At 67.3% G+C, this 18,099-nt stretch carries 15 protein-coding genes and 1 tRNA gene; 6 read left to right on the forward strand and 10 right to left on the reverse strand.

Features of this window, described 5'->3' with window-relative positions; translation table 11 throughout:
- Positions 1-223: 223 nt before the first annotated feature.
- Entirely contained in the window at positions 224-754 is a 531-nt protein-coding gene (locus OWR29_RS42360) for a hypothetical protein (RefSeq protein ID WP_267569264.1), read from the reverse strand.
- Between the two features lie 332 nt (positions 755-1,086).
- On the opposite strand from OWR29_RS42360, the gene OWR29_RS42365 reads away from it, so the two are divergent.
- Entirely contained in the window at positions 1,087-1,326 is a 240-nt protein-coding gene (locus OWR29_RS42365) for a hypothetical protein (RefSeq protein WP_267569265.1), read from the forward strand.
- Between the two features lie 6 nt (positions 1,327-1,332).
- Positions 1,333-1,602, forward strand: a complete 270-nt coding sequence (locus OWR29_RS42370; protein WP_267569266.1) for a hypothetical protein — start codon at positions 1,333-1,335, stop codon at positions 1,600-1,602.
- 1,303 nt (positions 1,603-2,905) lie between these two features.
- On the opposite strand, the gene OWR29_RS42375 is transcribed toward OWR29_RS42370, so the two are convergent.
- The 6 genes from OWR29_RS42375 to OWR29_RS42400 all read right to left on the reverse strand — a co-directional run bounded on the left by OWR29_RS42375 (position 2,906) and on the right by OWR29_RS42400 (position 11,810).
- A complete protein-coding gene (locus OWR29_RS42375) occupies positions 2,906-5,866 on the reverse strand; it encodes an NACHT domain-containing protein (protein ID WP_267569267.1) in 2,961 nt (986 codons plus the stop codon).
- Between the two features lie 1,191 nt (positions 5,867-7,057).
- Entirely contained in the window at positions 7,058-9,310 is a 2,253-nt protein-coding gene (ptsP, locus tag OWR29_RS42380) for a phosphoenolpyruvate--protein phosphotransferase (protein WP_267569268.1), read from the reverse strand.
- A complete protein-coding gene (dhaL, locus tag OWR29_RS42385; RefSeq protein WP_267569269.1) occupies positions 9,310-9,903 on the reverse strand; it encodes a dihydroxyacetone kinase subunit DhaL in 594 nt (197 codons plus the stop codon). The genes ptsP and dhaL overlap by 1 nt, the downstream gene beginning before the upstream one ends.
- 2 nt (positions 9,904-9,905) lie before the next feature.
- Positions 9,906-10,907: a dihydroxyacetone kinase subunit DhaK gene (gene dhaK, locus OWR29_RS42390; RefSeq protein WP_267569270.1), complete on the reverse strand. Its 1,002-nt coding sequence runs from the start codon at positions 10,905-10,907 to the stop codon at positions 9,906-9,908.
- A 332-nt stretch (positions 10,908-11,239) separates the two neighbouring features.
- Entirely contained in the window at positions 11,240-11,467 is a 228-nt protein-coding gene (locus OWR29_RS42395) for a hypothetical protein (protein ID WP_267569271.1), read from the reverse strand.
- Between the two features lie 4 nt (positions 11,468-11,471).
- The gene (locus tag OWR29_RS42400; RefSeq protein ID WP_267569272.1) at positions 11,472-11,810 is read right to left on the reverse strand and encodes a PCC domain-containing protein; all 339 of its coding nucleotides are present in this window, start codon (positions 11,808-11,810) and stop codon (positions 11,472-11,474) included.
- A 193-nt stretch (positions 11,811-12,003) separates the two neighbouring features.
- Here OWR29_RS42400 and OWR29_RS42405 point away from each other — a divergent pair, with 193 nt between their 5' ends.
- Both OWR29_RS42405 and OWR29_RS42410 read left to right on the forward strand, forming a co-directional pair.
- Positions 12,004-12,441 carry a hypothetical protein gene (locus tag OWR29_RS42405; protein WP_267569273.1) on the forward strand — a complete coding sequence of 146 codons (438 nt, stop codon included), beginning with the start codon at positions 12,004-12,006 and terminating at the stop codon, positions 12,439-12,441.
- Between the two features lie 82 nt (positions 12,442-12,523).
- The gene (locus OWR29_RS42410) at positions 12,524-12,913 is read left to right on the forward strand and encodes a hypothetical protein (RefSeq protein ID WP_267569274.1); all 390 of its coding nucleotides are present in this window, start codon (positions 12,524-12,526) and stop codon (positions 12,911-12,913) included.
- Between the two features lie 274 nt (positions 12,914-13,187).
- On the opposite strand, the gene OWR29_RS42415 is transcribed toward OWR29_RS42410, so the two are convergent.
- The 3 genes from OWR29_RS42415 to OWR29_RS42425 all read right to left on the reverse strand — a co-directional run bounded on the left by OWR29_RS42415 (position 13,188) and on the right by OWR29_RS42425 (position 16,593).
- Positions 13,188-13,260, reverse strand: a tRNA-Arg gene (locus OWR29_RS42415).
- A 72-nt stretch (positions 13,261-13,332) separates the two neighbouring features.
- Positions 13,333-15,588, reverse strand: coding sequence for a tetratricopeptide repeat protein (locus OWR29_RS42420; protein ID WP_267569275.1), 2,256 nt, complete (start codon positions 15,586-15,588; stop codon positions 13,333-13,335).
- 12 nt (positions 15,589-15,600) lie between these two features.
- Entirely contained in the window at positions 15,601-16,593 is a 993-nt protein-coding gene (locus OWR29_RS42425) for an alpha/beta hydrolase (RefSeq protein ID WP_267569276.1), read from the reverse strand.
- A 172-nt stretch (positions 16,594-16,765) separates the two neighbouring features.
- On the opposite strand from OWR29_RS42425, the gene OWR29_RS42430 reads away from it, so the two are divergent.
- A complete protein-coding gene (locus tag OWR29_RS42430) occupies positions 16,766-17,446 on the forward strand; it encodes a single-stranded DNA-binding protein (RefSeq protein ID WP_267569277.1) in 681 nt (226 codons plus the stop codon).
- A gap of 183 nt (positions 17,447-17,629) precedes the next feature.
- Positions 17,630-18,091 (forward strand): hypothetical protein, encoded by a 462-nt coding sequence (locus tag OWR29_RS42435; RefSeq protein WP_267569278.1) that lies wholly within the window; start codon positions 17,630-17,632, stop codon positions 18,089-18,091.
- Positions 18,092-18,099: the final 8 nt, after the last annotated feature.

Here is an 18,099-nt window from a genome sequence, read left to right on the forward strand (position 1 = left end):
AGGTCGAACAATCTGGCCGATCCGACGAAGGGAACCTTTCCCTTGGGCTCGTGTTCGAATCCCGGCGGGCAGGGCACTGCCGGGCGCGCTGAGCCGTCCTCGGAACCAGGCCACAGACCCCACGCCGCGGAGGCAAGCCCCTCGGACCTCCATCGTCGGGTTGCTCCCAGTCGTTTGCGGAAGCCGATGAGCGGCGCCCCGCAGCGATTTCGGGTGTAGCCCGCTAGTGCTTGACCCAACTAGGGGGGTTGTTCGGGGGAAAGACCACGGCGATGTTGTCCGCCGAGTAGTTGAGCGTCTCCTTTGACGGGTCTGCGTCGCCGAGCAGGATGTGGATCGGGCTGCCGCCGACGGCGAGTGTGATGGCGGGGCACCAGAAGCCGCTGTCGAGTGGGGTCGTGCCGCCGGATGGCTGGTAGTGCAGGGTGACTTCGTCGATGGGCCGGCCGATGTAGGGCGACCAGTTGCTGTATTCGCTGACGTCCCAGATCGCGACGTCCGCATCGTGCGCGGCGGCGAAGCCGAGCATCGGCGTCTCCCGGAGGCTGATCCCTTCGGTCCAGCCGGGCGAATCCCAGGTCATGGTGAACACCCGGTCAGCCGTGGTTTCGATCTCGACGCCGTAGTCGATCGCGTCGAAGTCGTTGTAACGCCACGACGGCTGGGCCCACTCGTCCTCGTCGACGATGAGACGGGGACCGCGGTGGTCGGGAGCCCGATCGCTCCGCTCGTAGTCGATGCCGACGTAGCGCACGCGATCACCAGGCCGACCAGATCCTGTGCGGCCAATTGGAACGCGTCGCGTTCTTCGGCCGTCCGGGCGAACGAGTAGGCCGTGGCGTTCACGAAGGTCTCTCTTCCACGGTGAAATCCTTCCGCACAGCCGCACGCCGAGGGGCTTCCGGCACAAGCTGGAGCTGCACTGTTAGTAGGCGTGGACGACGCTGTTCGCGATCGACGGGATCGCGGTGATCGGCATGGTGATGCGGGGCGCGGCTTTCAGCCGCGACACCCGGTAGCTGGGCTTCCGGGTGCAGGTGGCGGCGGCCCTTGAGCCTGGCGTGCAACGTGTTCGTCGGTGACACGGTGGGCGAGCGGGTGTACGGGGTGCTGATCGTGGCGCTATTCGTGTTCAGCGAGTGGCTGTCGGACTGGATCGAGGGCCGCGAGGTCGATGACGCGCGGGAGCAGGCGGCGAAGCGAGTCGCGGCGGCGTCGAAGGGCCGGGCGACGCGGGCGGCGAACAAGGCGACGGCGGACCGGCTGGTGAAGTCGGGCCGGCGGCGGATGGACCGGGAGTTGGCCAAGCTCACCGAGGGGCGGTGAGAGCGGGTGCGACTCGCGACGGGATGGTCCGGCCCTCAGGCAGACGAGCGGCCGGACCTGGTGGTCGAGGCGCACATGGTCGCGCCCGGTCAAACACGGGTGTTCGCGTTGGCCGGGGTGAGCGTGGTCAACCTCGGCACGCGCGAGGCCGGGCTGTTCCTCACGGCCGCGGGCAACGTGATCGCGGCCGTGCCGATCGCTCCAGCGCCCAAGACCAGGCGGCGGGTGAGCGGCCAGTCCAAGCCAGGCAGGTTCACTCAGCTGAGCCTCTTCTAAACCGCGGCTAGCTCCGCCATACGCGGAGCTAGCCGCTCGGCCCCTCGTGGAGCCGAGCGTGGAGCGAACTACAGACCAGCGCTTAGTTTCTTGGGGTCTTCTGACATCGACGAGACCACATAGGCCCTGATAGACCGGGCGAACCGCAAAGGCGGAGCCACTTCTAATCCGTCGGTCGCAGGTTCGAATCCTGCCGGGCGCGCTTGAGCCCAACAGCGGAAACACCTGCTGTGCTCGCCCACGGCCCCGGCCGTACACCCAGCGGTACAACTCGCGTGTGATCGAGCGGGAAGACCGAGGTCAATCGCATCGCTGATGTGTCGGGGCATGCCCGCCGGACCGTTGGCGCATGGCCGACACCAGAACAAATGGCGGAACGGCTGGTCACCGAGCTGAACCGCGCTGCCGATGGAGAACAAGATGAAGAGAGTAGGGGTATCTCCGTCGGGCGGCAGCGTGGTTCAAAGGCCCTGGCGGCGATGTCGCGGTTGACGTAACCGCTGGAGTCATCAACCGCCGAATCACCGGCGGGTAGCAAGAAGGCCGCCAGTACACAGCGGCGGCCTCCGTCTTGCGGTTCTTTCTTATGGAGGAGTACCGAGGTTCGGGCTGTCGTTCTGTCGGGTGCCTGACACAGCGGGAATACGATCTGATGGACGGAAGTTGTGATTGTCGCGCTCAACAAAGGAACACATCTTCCGCGACCTCTGAGCGGGTCAGCGAACCGTCGCATCAGGCACAGAACCAACCGATGCATCCGTGTTGATCACGTGGCTCAGCGCGTGCCGCACGAAGGGTGCATCCCCAACGATGTGGTTCTTCCTGTCCGTATGCGTCGTGCTGATCGCATATCTCGCGCACCTGGGAACCGGGCTGTACGTCGCTCATCGGTATGGGCTGGAGGCCCTTGAGAGGTGGGCTTCCCTGTCCAGCAAGTTCGACCCGAGGCGTTGGCTTTTGCCTCAGCCTCCGGCCGATCCTCCGGAGCCTCCGAATCAGCTCCCGCCCGCTTCTTAACCCGGATCGTCGTCGAGGCCGCCAGCATTGAGCTAGCGGCCTCGACGCGTTTGTGTTGCGCTTAGGCGGCGGGCCTCTTCAGCCTCTTCTTGAGTAGCGAGAAGTCGTCTAAGGACTGCTGGTGATAGCACGTCCCAGAATGGTCAGCGCGCGTCACAAAGACTCCTCACACGCCTCAGCTTCCTACCAGAAGGCCGAGTGCGGCGGCACAGATGACACATTGCAGGGTCCGCTATACGTCAGTCAACGCCGGATAGCCACCCGGGAATCTGGGATGTCTCATGTGCTAGGCCCGCCACTCACGGTCACCGTCGTCGCGAGCGAGGTGGTCTTGAAACTCAGCATGCCGGAACTGGTAGACGGTGGTGCCTACCGTACGCAGGAGGCCGAGGCGGTGAGCATCGTCGAGAAAGTCGATCAGGTTTGCCGGAAGCCGACCGGCCAGTACGTGCGGGAGGCTGGTTAGCCGATTGATCCACCAAGTTTTGGGTTTTGCCGCCTCAACGCGCGCGAGCAGGGTGCCTGCGATGCCAAGGCCGAGTAGCGCAAGCCAAAACAATAGCGCTTGCCGGAGCGGGCCCGGGTTAATCAGGTCTGCAAGATTCAACGTACTGCGTACGGTGCCGGGTCCCCACCGGGATGCGACATTGGCTGATGCCTGCAGCCGGAAATCGACCTCCAACGCTTGGAAGTGGCCGGTCAGCACAAGACGAAACGCGTCCGGCGGTGCCCACCGCGGCCAGAGTTTGATCACTATCGCGGCGATCGCTAGGAAGGGCACCCATCTCCACCACGTTCGGCGGCGAGGCGGGAGTAGTCTTGTGACTATCCAAGCCAGCATCAACGCGACGATGTACCGGAGTTGACCGGTCCAGACAAAAGAGAAGTCATGCACCCGCGCGGCGAGCCAGTCGGCGGGGCCATGCTGCCGAAGCGCAATCCACGCCGGCGTGGACCACAAAATTCGGCAACCGATGGCGGCCGCCGTGCTCAGGAATACAGTCAAGATTGCCGCGTAGACGAATCGAGTCTTTTGGCCCGCCTCCGCGGCGCGCCACAGTCCGAGCGAGCCCTCGTTATGCGTATGGCGCTGCGGTCGTCTCAAAACCGCCACGCAAAGACTGGTGATGCTGCAGAAGACCGGAATGAGGAGTGCCCTCAACAGTACGATCAGTGTGCACGCGACGGATGTCGTGAGCACGACCAATGGGAGAAAGGCGCTTTGCTGATCGTAAATGAACGTGCTCGCAGTGCCACCAAGCAGGCCGACAGGCAATCCTAAAAGCACTCCGCTTCGTAGTCCGGTCCAAGGACGCAGGCCGTACCAGAGCGTTCGAGTGCCGCCCCCCGGCGGAATCATCAGGTCCATCTGGTAACGAAAACCGGCGAGGATGCCGAACATCGCGCCGATGACGACACTGGCCTGGCCTACATTTACGTGAGGGGCGAGTAGCGCCAAAGGCACGCCGGCGCATACGCCGGTCAGCGTGGCGTAGATGAGCCCGTAGGCGACAGTGGGAACGGCAGCCCGGAGGAACCGCTTAGCGCCCTGCCAGCGTTCGATAAGATCATTCGCCAAGTCTGCGGGACCATATCGATCGGGGAACTCGGCGGCCTCGTAGAGCCGAAATGCTACGGCGAGCAAACCAGCCACCGCGCCAGCACCGGAGATCACCCCGAGCACGATGCTTGCGACGCTGCCAAGTACGAGCCCGCTCAAAGCAGTCGTGACCTTGCCCAGTAAGAGAATCAATAGAATGGCCACCGCCAGCGGTGGCACGATCAAGGGAAGGGCCCGGCGTGGACTTCGCGACAGTAGCTCGTCAACATACGTCTTGGTAACCGAAGCGGCTCCCTCTATCAGATGGGTGATCCTGCCCGGGCGTACTGCTCGAGCTAACGCGGGAACATCTCGTGTCCAATTGAAGTCTCGGGTGTCGTGCCGGTTCAGGTTTACCGCCAGAAAGTGGAGCCACCGTTCGGCGTCGGCAGTCTCGTACTGCCGCTTCGGCCGGAATAAGTCGGCCAGGCTATCGCTCGGCGGACGTGCCGTGATCGTGGCTTCGATGAGCCGGTCGAATAAATGGGACCGTAGCGCGTCGGCCCCTGCGATATATTCTTCGTCGATTAGCGGCGCCGGATCTGTCCGGGGCGTTACATAGGTCACCCGTAGTAACCACAGCCCCAGAGGCGCAGAGGCAACCTCCGCAAGGGCATGAGCGGAGCCGTACGAGTTCCCCGCATTCCGAAGTCGCTTTAAAACTGCGCGCCACCCAAGTCCCGGCTCGGCAGGCAGGCATCGCTCGATATAGTCAGCCGCTGCGCCGGCGGACAGCGGTTCCGGCTCGATCACCACCGCAGACGGCATTACCCGCCCGTACGCCTCGACCGTGGCCAGATATTCATCGCCGCGGCTCGTTAAGATCATCTGAGTTTGGGCGTCCATTGCGCCGTGCAGAGCTGCTAGCAGAGTCGGCCGCACCTGCGGTGTTGTCTCGTCTAGTCCGTCAACCACCGGCAACACGTGACCCTGCTTCGCGAACACCTGCAGGGTCTGGACGCCATAGTTCGCGGCAGCTAGTTCCGGATAGTCCTGCTCGATCCGGTCGGCTACCCACTCCCATAAATCTTCGTAGCGCCAAGGGTTCCAACTCGCTGCGGAAAGCAGCACGGGCACTGCTTCCGCATCGTTTCCCTCACGTTCCCGTAGAAGCCCCAAGAGAATTTGCATGGCGAGTGTGGTCTTCCCGGCACCGGGACCGCCGAGGATCACCAGCCGGCGGCGCCGCAGGCGCCGGAACTCACCGACCAGCGTGGTGATGTCAGCGCTAGACGCGACGGTCAGCGCACCGCTGGTGAGGTTGCCGGGTACGTCGATAAGCCGGTGATCGTCGGTGACCCTCCACTGCACCGGGATCGGATCAGGGTCGTCGAGCGCACGTATCCGCGCCTCGGTTCGCCATCTCTCAAGAACCAGCGGGACAAGATGTTCACGCAATTGAGCCACATCAGTCGAGGTGACCGGAGTCGGCTGGCGCACGCGACGCCACCAGAGCAGTAGCAGCACCAGCGGGGAGAGCAACCCCAGTGGGATTGACATCAGTTGAGCTACGTTCGCGGCGGTCTGCAGACCGCCAGCTCGCAGAACGAACGCCAACAGCAGCAGGCACAACGCAGCCCCGAACAACCCGCCTGCCAGAGCGACAGTGGCGATACGAGACTTACGCCCTTTGACAGTTCGAGTCACAGCGCGTAGCTAACAATATGCAGAGAGTTGAGTCAATGCCTTGGTGAGGTGGTCAAGAGCAGAGCGACCCAGCCTTAGACGCGGGCGGATAGACCTGGGGTGTGCATCACGGCAGGGCGCGATGCGCGATCGTGCGTGCCCGATGTGTGCCCGGACACCGCCGAAGGCAGCATCACGGGTGGTCACGACCCGGCACCGAAAGTGTTGTCTAGCTGGACGAATAGATACCGCCGCGAACTATTCGAGATTGATCAATTCGGGTTATATGGAACTTCCAATCCGTCGGTCGCAGGTTCGAATCCTGCCGGGCGCGCTTGAGCCTTCCTGGGGCCCGAGCCCCAGACCCCACGCCGTGGGGGCAAGCCCCCCGGACCCCCCATCATCGTGTTGTTTCCCGCGGTCGCCTCGGCCCACGCCTTCTGTGCATCCGGCTGCCGATCACCCGACCAGTCCTGCGTCGCCCCACGGATAGCGTCGAAGCAGGTCCGATTTCCTGGCGCCGCGAATGATCAGGTCAGGCGACACCGGTGATTGATCCAGGCCGGCCCACGACGGGCGACACCGCAGCAATTCTCAAGTTGGCACGGGAGTGTTTCTATCTGAACCTCATGGCCTGAGCCACGCTGGACCGCATGACAAATCAAGCATGGACAGCCGCTCAACTTCGCGACGGGTTGGCCCGGTACCACCGAGCGCTGCTCGATAGCGGTAACCATCGGCCAAGCACCATCACGACCTACGTCCAGCACCCGGAACGGTTCATTGCCTACCTCGAGGGAACCTACGACCCGCGACGACCTCAGGGGCGCAACGCCCGATAAGAACTGGCCCTACTTGCGCCCCCGCGGCGTACCTGACTCAGCGGTGACCAGCGAGGTTGTGCCAGTTTCCGGCCGGTCCGTAACCAATGCCTCACCGTATGGTGCTGGACCAGCACGAGATGAGTGAGGCAGCGTCATGCCGAGCGTCGACCAACCGGTGATGTATCCAGTCGCATGCGGTGGGCGTCCGGCCGCCGACCTGTCGCCGTTCATCGTTTAGATGCAGACTGCCGGATGACCTGTGTGCGTGATTGCGACGCCGTCCGCGCTCAAGTTCATGGACCTTTACGCGCTCAAGGCGCTGGTCGGGGTGGCCAACACCGTCAACCTGTATTGGGTGGCGCGGACGGCTCTCTTTACCCGGGCGTCGTCAGGCGGCGCGGACGGCCCGCTTGACCAGGGGCACCAGGCCGGGGGCGACACTCAATTCGCGTACACCCGACGCGATCAGCCTCGGCACGACCTCCTCGTCGCCGGCCAGTTCGCCGCACACTGAGACCAGGACCGTGTCGCCGGCGGCCCGGCACACGTGGTCGATCAGTTGGGCCACGGCCGGGTCGAGGCCGGCCGTCAGGTTTGACAGGGCCGCGTTGCCGCGTTCGGCGGCCAGCGTGTACTGGGTCAGGTCGTTCGTGCCGATGCTGAAGAAGTCGACGTACGGTATGAAGTCGGCCGCCCGCAGCGCCGCGGCCGGCACCTCGACCATCATGCCTACCTGCAGGCCGGGGGCGTCGCCGGCCTCGGCCAGCATGGCTCGGGCCGCTTTGAGCTCGTCCACTGTGGTCACCATCGGGAACATGATGCTGACCGGGGTTTCGCGGGCCACCCGGACGATTGCCGTCAGCTGCTCGGCGAACATCTCGGGGTGGGTCAGGGAGTGGCGCAGGCCGCGGACGCCGAGGAACGGGTTGGCCTCGGTCGGCGGCGGCAGATAGGGCAGGGGCTTGTCGCTGCCGGCGTCGAGCGTGCGCAGGGTGATGCGGCGGCCGCCCAGGGCCTGGGCGATTTCGCGGTAGACGGCGACCTGCTCGTCGACGGTGGGCGCCTGATCGCGGTCGAGGAACAGGAACTCGGTGCGGACCAAGCCGGCCAGGTCGGCGCCGTTGGCGGCGGCGGCTCGGGCGTCCTCGACCGAGCCGACGTTCGCGCCGACGTCGATCGTGACGCCGGTTCCGGTGGCTGAGGCGGCCGAGGCGTGCTGGGCCGCCTCGGCTCGGCGTTCGTCGTGCTGTCGCGCTTTTTCGCGGTACGCGGCCAGCACGCCCGGGGACGGGTCGGCCACCACGTCGCCGGTGCCGCCGTCCATCGCGACCAGGGTGCCGTCGGGGATCTCGAGGATGCGCGGGCCGGCGCCGACCACGGCCGGGATGCCACGGGTGCGGGTCAGGATGGCGGCGTGCGAGGTGGGGCTGCCGGAAGCCAGGACCACGCCGGCGATGCGCTTCGGGTCGAGCGCGGCCGCGTCGGCAGGCGTGAGGTCGGCCGCCAGCAGCACGCCGTCGCCGTCCAAAGTGGGCGGCGGTAGTTTCAGCAGCGCGCGCAGAACCTGCTGGGCGACCGCGCGGACGTCGGCAGCACGGCCTTTCAGGTACGGGTCGGGGAGCGCGTCGAACTCGTCGGCGATCCGGGTGGTGGCCGCCGACCACGCCTGGGGTGCCGGTTCGCCGCGGTCGAGCCGGGCCCGTACGTCGGTGAGCAGGTCGTCGTCCTCGAGCAGCAGCAGGTGGGCGTCGAAGATGGGGCTGTGCAGGCGGCCGATCTCGTCACGGGTCTTCTGCAACGCCTCGGTCAGGCGGCGCCACTCGATGTCGGAGCCTTGAGACGGGGCGTCGGGGAGTTCGATCGGTTTTTCGCTGAGGTGGACGGCGGGGCCGATGCCTACACCGGGGGAGGCACCGCCCGCATGCGAGTGATTGGCGGCCGCTGCGTCTGTGTCGCCGAACCCGATGGCGGCCAGCGCGACAACCCGGTTCACCGCCTCCGCCGCCTCGCGGCCCTGCCCTCGTACCTCTAATTCATGGTTTTGCAAAGCGCCCAGAGTGGCCACCCGGGTCAGGCTGGACGCGGGCACCCAGCCCGAACCGGTCGTGGCGTTGCGCAGCTCGACCCGCGCGTCGAAGGCGCGTACCTCAGTGACCAGGCGAGCCGCCGGACGAGCGTGCAGACCGTGCTCGTTGACGACCTTGAAACGGGTTCCCCCCCGCTGTTCCTCCGCGGGGCTTTCGGGCTGGAAGTGCGACTGCTTGCCGGCCAGACCGTTGGCGGCCTCGTCCGCGACCTCGTGCCGGTCGGCGCCCGAAGCAGCGGCCACCGCGGCCGCGATCAAGCCCTCGACCAGCGGCGCGGGCGAGAGAATGACGCGATCGGGCTCGTCGACCATCTCGAGCGCCAGCTCGGCCGAGAGCACGGCACTGCCCATATCCATCAGGACGACGACGCCGTCACCGCTGTCGGCCGCCGTGATTGCTTCGCTGATCGCCACCGCGTCCGTGCCGAAGGTCGTCTCGTCCAGCCCGGCCGCGACCTCGACGGCGAGCGGCCGCCCCTGCGTCATCTCGGACGCGAGGGCGACCGCGGCCGTGGCGAGAGCGCGACTGTGGCCCACGACCACCAGACCGACCATCAGGCTTTGTCTCCGAGCGTCGTGGCCGCCGCGGCCAGCAGCAGCGTCACCGAAGTGGCTCCCGGGTCGGCGTGCCCGGCGCTGCGTTCGCCCAGGTAGCTGGCCCGGCCCTTGCGCGCGACCAGCGGAATCGTCGCCTCGCGCCCCTGGTCGGCGGCGGCGGCGGCGGCCTGCACGCTTTTGCCCGCCTCGAGCGCGGCCACGGCCGGGGCGAGCGCGTCGACCATCGTCTTGTCGCCCGGTTCGGCCTTGCCCCGCGCGATCACGCCGTCCAGACCGGCCCGCAGCACCTTGGCCAGGTCGACGTCGTCGCCGGCGGCCGCGGCCATCCGCAGGAAGGCCGTGCCGTAGAGCGGACCGCTGGCCCCGCCGACCTTGCTGATCAGCGTCATGCCGACTTTCTTGAACAGTGCCGACGGGGACTCCTGGGGCTCGGCGTCCAGGACGGACACGACGGCGGTCATGCCCCGGTCCATGTTCGCGCCGTGGTCACCGTCGCCGATGGCCGAGTCGAGCTCGGTCAGCTCGGCCTTGTTGGCCGAGATCAGGCGCGCGAACTCCCGGATCCAGGCGGTGAGAGCCTCGGTGTCCACGTTCAGACCCCGCGCCGCAGGGCCGGCGTGTTGACCGGCGCGTCCCACAATCGCAGGATCTCGTCGTCCGCCTTCAGCAGCGTCACCGAGCAGCCGGCCATGTCGAGGCTTGTGATGTACGGCCCGACCAGCGACCGGGCGACCGGGATGCCCGCCTTGGCCAGGATCTGCGAGACCTCGTTGAACATCACGTACAGCTCGATCAGCGGCGTGGCCCCCATGCCGTTGACGAAGGCGATGACCCCCTCCCCGCCCGTGAAGTCGAGGTCGCTGAGGATCGGGCTGACCAGCATGTCGGCGATCTCGTTGGCCGGCGCGACGGGCACCCGGCGGCGGCCCGGCTCGCCGTGGATGCCGATGCCGACCTCCATCTCACCCTCCGGCAGGTCGAACGTCGGCTTGCCGGCCGCCGGGACGGTGCAGCTGGTCAGGGCCAGACCCATACTTCGCGCGTACGAGTTGACTCTGCGGGCCACGTCGGCCACCTCACCGAGAGGCCGCCCCTCCTCAGCCGCGGCGCCCGCGATCTTCTCGACGAGCACGGTCGCCCCGACCCCGCGCCGCCCCGCGGTGTACAGGCTGTCTTGCACGGCCACGTCGTCGTCGACCACGACGGAGACCACCTGGGTGCCGTGCTCGGCCTCGACCATCTCGGCCGCCAGCTCGAAGTTCATGATGTCGCCGGTGTAGTTCTTGACGATGTGCAGCACGCCCGCCCCGCCGTCGACGGCCTTGGTGGCGGCCACCATCTGATCCGGCACGGGCGACGTGAAGACCTCGCCGGCGCAGGCCGCGTCGAGCATGCCCGGCCCGACGAACCCGGCGTGCAGCGGCTCGTGCCCCGACCCGCCCCCGGAGACCAGGCCGACCTTGCCCTGCACGGGCGCGTCCCCGCGCACCACGATGCGGTTCTCATAATCGACGCGCACGTCCGGGTGCGCCGCGGCGAACCCGAGAAGCGCGTCGCTGATGACATTGGCGGGATCGTTGATGAGCTTCTTCATGGGTGGCTCCTCACCGCTGGTGACCATCTGCCAACCTCAAGCTACGCCGCTGATCGTCTCGTTTCGAGAGCGCGGCGAGCGAGGTCTGTCGGCCACCCTCGACCCATCGGCTTGTACGCAATCTGCAACATGGCAAGTTGAAGGGTGGCGAGCCGCGGGGAGGCGTGATGTACTGCAGGGGCAACAAGGGCGGAGTTGAAGAGACAGTCGCAACAACGGCATCCGGCGGCAACCGGGTGCCGTTCCCATGTCCACACTGACAAGCGACGGCAGCCCTCATCCTGACCCGCCCACCTCTCCTACGCAAGAAGTAGTGCACCATGCGTGAACGCTCACGCCTCGGCCCACCGCCCCATGTGCGTTGCCACCAGCTCCCGCACCTTCTCGCGAAGATCCGTGTAGCTCATGTCGCCGAGGCCCTCAGCTTCGAATACGGCGTCAGTAAACGCATCCACACTTCCCAGCGGTGACTGAACCAGCCGCTGCTGAGCCTCAGGTGACAGGCAGAACCCGAGCTGGACGCAAAGCTCATAAAGCAGGTGCCCGACCTCGTCCTCCATGCCGTCACTCACCAAGGGCAGTCAAGTAAGCCCTGACGAAGAACCCGCCCACAACGGCGCGATGCAAATGGCCGGCCACCGTGACGTCCTCACCGCCCAGAACGACGTGCAGGTGGACCCGCCCTGCAACGACTTCCCCGGTCCCGGACAACTCCATCGGTTGCTCATACCGGCGAACGTGGTCGACGTTCTCGTCGTCCTTGGCCATCACTGAGACTTCGGCCTCCTTGACCGCCCCGATCAGGGTGATGGCGGCGCTGCTGAGGCCGAGCCGGTCGACCTCTCCCTGCACAACCTGAAGGACTTCTCGATCCTGTTCGACCTGAACGACATGTGTGACCACGTGAGCTCCTACTCTCGAGTCGCAAGCCGGAATTCTTCACAGCAGCGTGCGGCTGTGCGGAACCGGCCGTCCCTGCGAACTCGACCAGCCTCGCAGTTGAGCTCCGCCGGATTGCTCCCGCGTCCGGTAACCTCGGCATCTGTGGCCAGCAGTTTTGGCTCGGACCGGCCCGGGCTGGACGCAACCTCACCGTATGGCCGACACCAGCGTCGTTCACTTGATCCTCGACAGAGTCGGCCGGAAGACCGTCCCGTCCCGGCTCAGCCCCGCCCACTTGCGCCAGCTACTCACCGACGGCGGCCGGCCAGCCGGAGCGCCATCGGTGAGCACCGGCCGCGTAGGGCCAGGCGACGCCATCGAAGTGGAACGAACCATCAACGTCACTGGCCTGCTCGCTGTGGCAGGGCGTCAACATCCGGTGAGTTTCCACTTCGCCGGGCGTCGAGTGACCGTCCGCGGCGACCACGGCGTCCTGCCTTTCGTGTCTCCGTCGGCTGCCTTTCGTGTCTCCGCCGGCGACGAACTGCTCCTCGAGGTTCCCCGCACCACCACGAAACAGATCGCCCGCTTCAAGGTTCGCAAGCCGGAGCCAACTCGGCCGTCACGAGATCGCGATCGATTCAGGGTTTGAGCTTCGCTGTGATGGGGTGCTCTTCATGGCCAACCTTTACGACTACTTCTGAGCCGCTGATGAGGAAGCCGTCGCCAAGCTTATGCAGGCCGCTCGCGGCGCCTCACCAGTAACTCGCGAGCTTGCCGACGGTGTCGATGCCGCCGGAATCGAACCCGTGGTGACCCTGGGCAAACTGGTCGCGTACCGGCTCGGAATCCCTTGGAGCGTCGACCTCGTAGACCTCCAAGAGGTCTGTTCGGATGACGACGACGGGCCTTGGGCGGTGTCCCTGAGAGATCAGGTTGTCGACCCGCTGGCTCGCACCGACGATCGACAACTGCCCGAGTCGGCTGCGTGGTGGTCGCAGATCGATGAGATGCGCGGCACCACGACACCAGGAGAATTGCTGCGAATCCTCACCGATCTCGTCGGCCTCGCACGCCGAGCAGCGACAGCAGGTGACCGCCTCTTCTGCTGGATGTCTTCGTAACGTCGGCCCTGCGGATTCCGCGCCCTGGTGCTTTCGGACCGGCGCACCTGCGGCGGTGTTAGCCCGGCGGCTTATGCGATGTACGAGGGGACCTGGGGTCGCCGAAGTAACCGGCAGTTCGGGGCATTTTCGAGCAGCACGGTCGGTTGGCCGGCGGCCGGATGCGCAAAAGGCGTGGGCCGAGGCGACCGCGGGAAGCAACACGATGATGGGGGGTCCGGGGGGCTTGCCCCCACGGCGTGGGGTCTGGGGCTCGGGCCCCAGGCGAGTAGGGCGCGCCCGGCAGGATTCGAACCTGCGACCGACGGATTAGAAGTCCGTTGCTCTATCCGCTGAGCTACGAGCGCGAGGGCCACAGCTTATCTTGCCGAAGGCGGCCCGGGGGTAACCGGCAGTCGGCCGCCAGGGTGACCGAACGGCTATGTTGGCGGGTCGCCAACAGGTGGGGCGCCCAGCGCCGTCAGGGCGGTTCGGGCCCGGGACTGTTCGGCCGGGTCGTCGATCAGTTTGGCCAGGCCCAGCGCCAGGCGGTACGTGGTGATGGCCTCGGGGTTACGGCCCAGCGCGGCCAGCGCTTCAGCCCGGCCGTTCAGGGCGCAGGTCTGCCCGTACCGTTCGCCCAGTTCGCCGAAGATGGCGACCGCCCGGTCGAGGGAGTCGAGCGCCTCCGCGAGGTTGCCCAGGCGTGTGTCGGCGTCGCCCAGGTTGGTGAGCGCGGTCGCCTCGCCGCCTCGATGGTTGAGGGCGCGGAACAGCTCCAGCGCCCGTCGATGGTGGCCGGCCGCTTCCGGCACGCGCCCCATCCGGACGTACACGTCACCCAGGTTGGTCAGGGTGTTGGCCTCGCCGACGCGGTCGCCTATCTCGACGAACTTGGCCAGCGCCTGCGCGTGGTGTTCAGCCGACGCCTCCTGGTCGCCGAACGCGTTGTAGACCACGCCGAGATTGCCCAGCGCGCGTGCCTCACCGCGGGCGTCGGCCAGGCGGCGGAAGAGTACGAGCGACTCGCTCATCCGGTCGCGGGCCTCGGCGTTGCGGCCCAGCTGCCAGAACACGACACCCAGGTTGATCAGGGCGCCGGCCTCGCCGGCCGCGTCGTCGTTCGCCACTGCGGCTTCGCGGGCGGCGCTGTGCACGGTGATGGCGTCGGCCGGATAGCCGCCGTTGTCCAAATAGGTGTAAATGGTTGCGGCCAGCGGCACTGCGTGCGCGGGGGAGGCCAGGCACACGGCGACCAGCGTCGACCTTTCCGTGTCCAGCCAATGCAGGGCGGCCTTGGGGTCGTCGAGTTCCGGCAGCCGTACGGCGTGCGGGGGCAACGTGGGTCGTCGGTGCTTCTCGGCGGGGTGCAACGCGTCCATGGCAGCCGCCGCGGCGTACAGGTAAAGGTCGTACAACCTGGTTTGCGCCGCTCGGCGATCCGTCGGGCGCTCCTCGTCGGTGGCGCGCTCGGCGGCGTACGCGCGAACCAGGTCGTGCAGCACGAAGCGCCCCGGAACCGGCTGCTGCACCAGGTGCTCCGCCGTCAGGCGGCGCAGATGCTCCTCGGTCGGGCCGAGGTCGGCGTCGAGCAGCGCGGCCGCCGCGTACGCGTCGAAATCCTGACCCGGATGGCCGGCCAGCCGCCGCAACAGCGTGCGCCGGGCGGGCGGCAGCCGCTGGTCGGAGAGGTGCAACGCCAGCTGGACACCGTCGTCGAGGTGATAGTTGCGGTGGCGTTCCTCGAGACGGTCGGCGTGGTCGGCCACCGTCCAGTCCGGCGTGGCCGCCATCTGACCGGCCACAATCGTGAGCGCCAGCGGCAGGTATCCGCATCGGCGCGCCACCCGGTCCAGCGCCTCGGAAGTGTCGTTGCCGAGCAGTTGGGCGGCCTCGGCTGGAGTGAAAACATCCAGGTCGACGCGGGTCGCGGAGGCCAGGTCGGCCAGGTCGCGCCGGGACGTCACGACGGTCAGCGCGTCCGGGCACAGCAGCGGGCGCACCTGCTCCTCGTCGGCGGCGTTGTCGAGAATCACCAGCGCCCGACGACCGGCCAACTGCTCGCGGAACAGCGCCGACCGGGCTGCGAGATCGTGGGGGATCTGCCGGGCCGGGACGCCCAGCGCGCGCAGAAAGCCGTCCAGAACGGCGGCGGGGTCGGCGGGCGGCTGAGCCTCGTCCGGGTGAAAACCTCGAAGATCGACGAAAAGCGAAGTTCCCGCCGTACGGCGATGACCCGCGTGCACCGCGAGCCGGGTCTTGCCGACACCGGCCATCCCGGTGATCACACAGACGCCGGTGGCCCGGTCGAGGGCGGTCAGGTGCGGCTCACGGCCGACGAACGGGTCGGCGTCGCCGGGCAGGCCGGCGAGAACCCGTACCTGGGCCGCGGCCTGCGTCTCGGCCAGGGTGACCCGGATCGCCCGGCGCCAGCGGGCCAGATATTCGGGGTTGTCGTGCAACGCGGCGACGATTGCGAGCAACAGTTCCGCGTTTATCCGGCGGCGGCCGTCGCGGAAACAGTCGGCGATCGTGCCGCGACCCGTCGACGGCAGCCGCGTATTGACGCGTGTCTTGATCGTGTCGAAGGTGGGATCACCCGCCCACGATTTGAGCGCACGCAGGGTGGCGGCCAATTCGTCCAGCGTGTGACAGCCGTCCGGGTCGGGCGGCGGTGAGTCGGACTCCTTGGTCATAGGTACGGAACTCTATTCGTCCTCCGGTGCCGGTGGTACCTCGATCTCAGGCGTCCCGACGGGCGGGAGGAAAGCGTCGGTCCATCGGGCCAGCTCCCGGAAAACCTCGACGCGTACCTCTTTCCCGGAAAGCGTGAGGTCGTGCATGCCGCCGTCGAAACGGGCGATCGTGACCCGCGGACCGAGGCGCGGCGCCCAGCGCACGATGTGCTCCACGTCCAGCACGGAATCCGAGACGCGTAGATCGTCGTGCCAGGCCTTTCCCCGGAACGTACGGGTCGAGCAGGCGACCAGCACGGGCGCGTCGATGCCCAGCCCGGCGCGCAACCGCTGCTGACCGCGCCGGACGGCCTCCAGCCAGCCGGCCGTCACCGGGAAGCCGAGCACCGGCTTCCAGGCCAGGTCGTACGTCCATTCACCACGGTGCTCGGTGTGCAGGCTCTGGCCGTAAAGGCCGAGCGACGCCATCGGGATCTTCCGATACGGCGTACGACGGGTGGCGGCAATCGTCGCCGCCATGAGCGGCCGCTTCACCAGCCACGGCACGTTGAAATCGAAGAACGGGCTGTTCAGGAATAGTCCGTCGACGATGCCCTGGCCCTGCCGCGCGTGCGACCACAGCGACGTGATCAGGCCGCCGGTGGAATGGCCGGCCACCAGCAGCTGATCGTGGCCGTCCTGCCCGCGGATGATGCGGGCCGCCTCGTCCAGCTCGGGAAAATAGTCGGTGAGGCTGCGCGCGAAGTTCGGCGTCTGGTGGGGGAGCAGGCTGCGGCCGTACTTGCGCAGGTCGAGCGCGTAGAAATCCCAGCCGCGTTCGACGAAGAAATCGGCCAGATGGGTCTGGAAGAAATAGTCCACGAAACCGTGCACATAGAGCACGGCCCGCCGGCTGGGCACGTTGCCGCGCCGGCGCACCAGCGTGGCCACCACGGCGCCCTCGTCGTCGCGACCCAAGTCGATCGTGTGCCGCTCGTACGGCTCTCCGAGTACGTCGATCTCCACGGCCCCCAGGCTACCCACCGGTACGCACCCGCGCGCAGTATCAGAAACCACAGCCGCGCGGCCGATATCCACAGCCGCCCGCCTTGTCCACAGCCCACGGCTCAAGATCCCCGGCCGGTGCGTTCCGAGCGCGAAGCTGCCGACCTCACCGCAACACAACAGGAGGTCACAAGTGTTCGACACGAATCTCTGCATCGTGGGCAATGTGCTCGTCGCGCCGGAATGGCGGCGGCTCGAACAGTCCGGTTCGATGGTCGCCAACTTCCGGGTCGCGTCGCACGCGCGCCGGTTCGACCGCGAGACCAACACCTGGGTCGACAGCCGCAGCCTGCGGGTGCGGGTGACCGCCTGGCGCAAGCTGGCCGAGGGCGTGATCTCGTCGATCTCGGTCGGCGACCCGATCATCGTGTACGGCCGGTTCTTCACCCGCGACTGGAAGGACGCCGAGGGCAACGACCACATCACGTACGAGCTGGAGGCGGTCTCGATCGGCCACGACCTGGCCCGCGGCCGGTCCCGCTTCGCCCGCAACTCCCGCTCGTCGAGCCCGGTCGAGGACGCGGCCTTCATCGGCGGCGAACCGTCGAGCCCGGTCCCGCCCGACGACGCCCCCGCCATCTTCGGCGAGGGCATCCCCGACGACGAGGCCCCCACATTCCTCGACGTGGTCGCCGCCGCCACCCCGCCCGAGGACGACGCCCCGGCCGATTCCTCCGACGAGCGCGACGAGTCCCCGAGCGAAGAGGCGCCGACCGACGAGGAGATCGCCGTCGAAGTCGAGAAGCTGACCGCCGCCGAGCCCGCTCCCGCCCGTCGCTCCCGCCGAACCCGAAAGGAGCCCGTCGCCGCTTGATCTCACTGCCGGGTGGCCCCTCCGGGCCACCCGGCCCCAGGAAAAGCAGGTCAGGAGTGCGCGGTCACCGGGAAGGCCGACTCCGCCCCCGAATGGGGTGGTCCGATCGGGCCGGGGGAATGGGCCGGGTGGCCGAGCTGCCCGGTTGGGCCCGGGTGGGGGCGGACCGGCAGACTGGGGCGCGTGCTGTTGAAGGAGATCCGCGCGATCGCGGGCGAGACACTCGTGCTTGCCCCAGACGACCAGGACACCGAGACCGCCAACACCAGCTGGTTCGGCGCTCCGCCGCACGAGCGCATGGGCCTGTCGGCCGACGAGGTGATCGGCGCCTTCGAGGAGACGATCGAGTTGCTGCGGGAGCAGGTCGCCGCCTCGACGCACGTGGGGCCGGCGACCTTCTATGTCTGGCACGACCTGCAGGCGGGGCAGCTGCGCTGCTCCACCGGGTCGTGCCGACGCGACGAGCTGCCCTTCACCGAGAAGTACCGGACGACGGATGACCTGCGAGGGATCGTCGTCGAGTTCCTGGAGGACCGCGCGCCGGGGGCGATCGTCTGGGGCGAGTTCGATCCGGTGCCGGTTCCGCACGGGCCGGGCCCGGACGTCGAGGAAATCCCGGTCTGGGTGTGCGACCTGCGCCCATGATCGACAGG

The sequence above is a fragment of the Paractinoplanes pyxinae genome (assembly GCF_026626335.1).
Lineage (GTDB): Bacteria > Actinomycetota > Actinomycetes > Mycobacteriales > Micromonosporaceae > Actinoplanes > Actinoplanes pyxinae.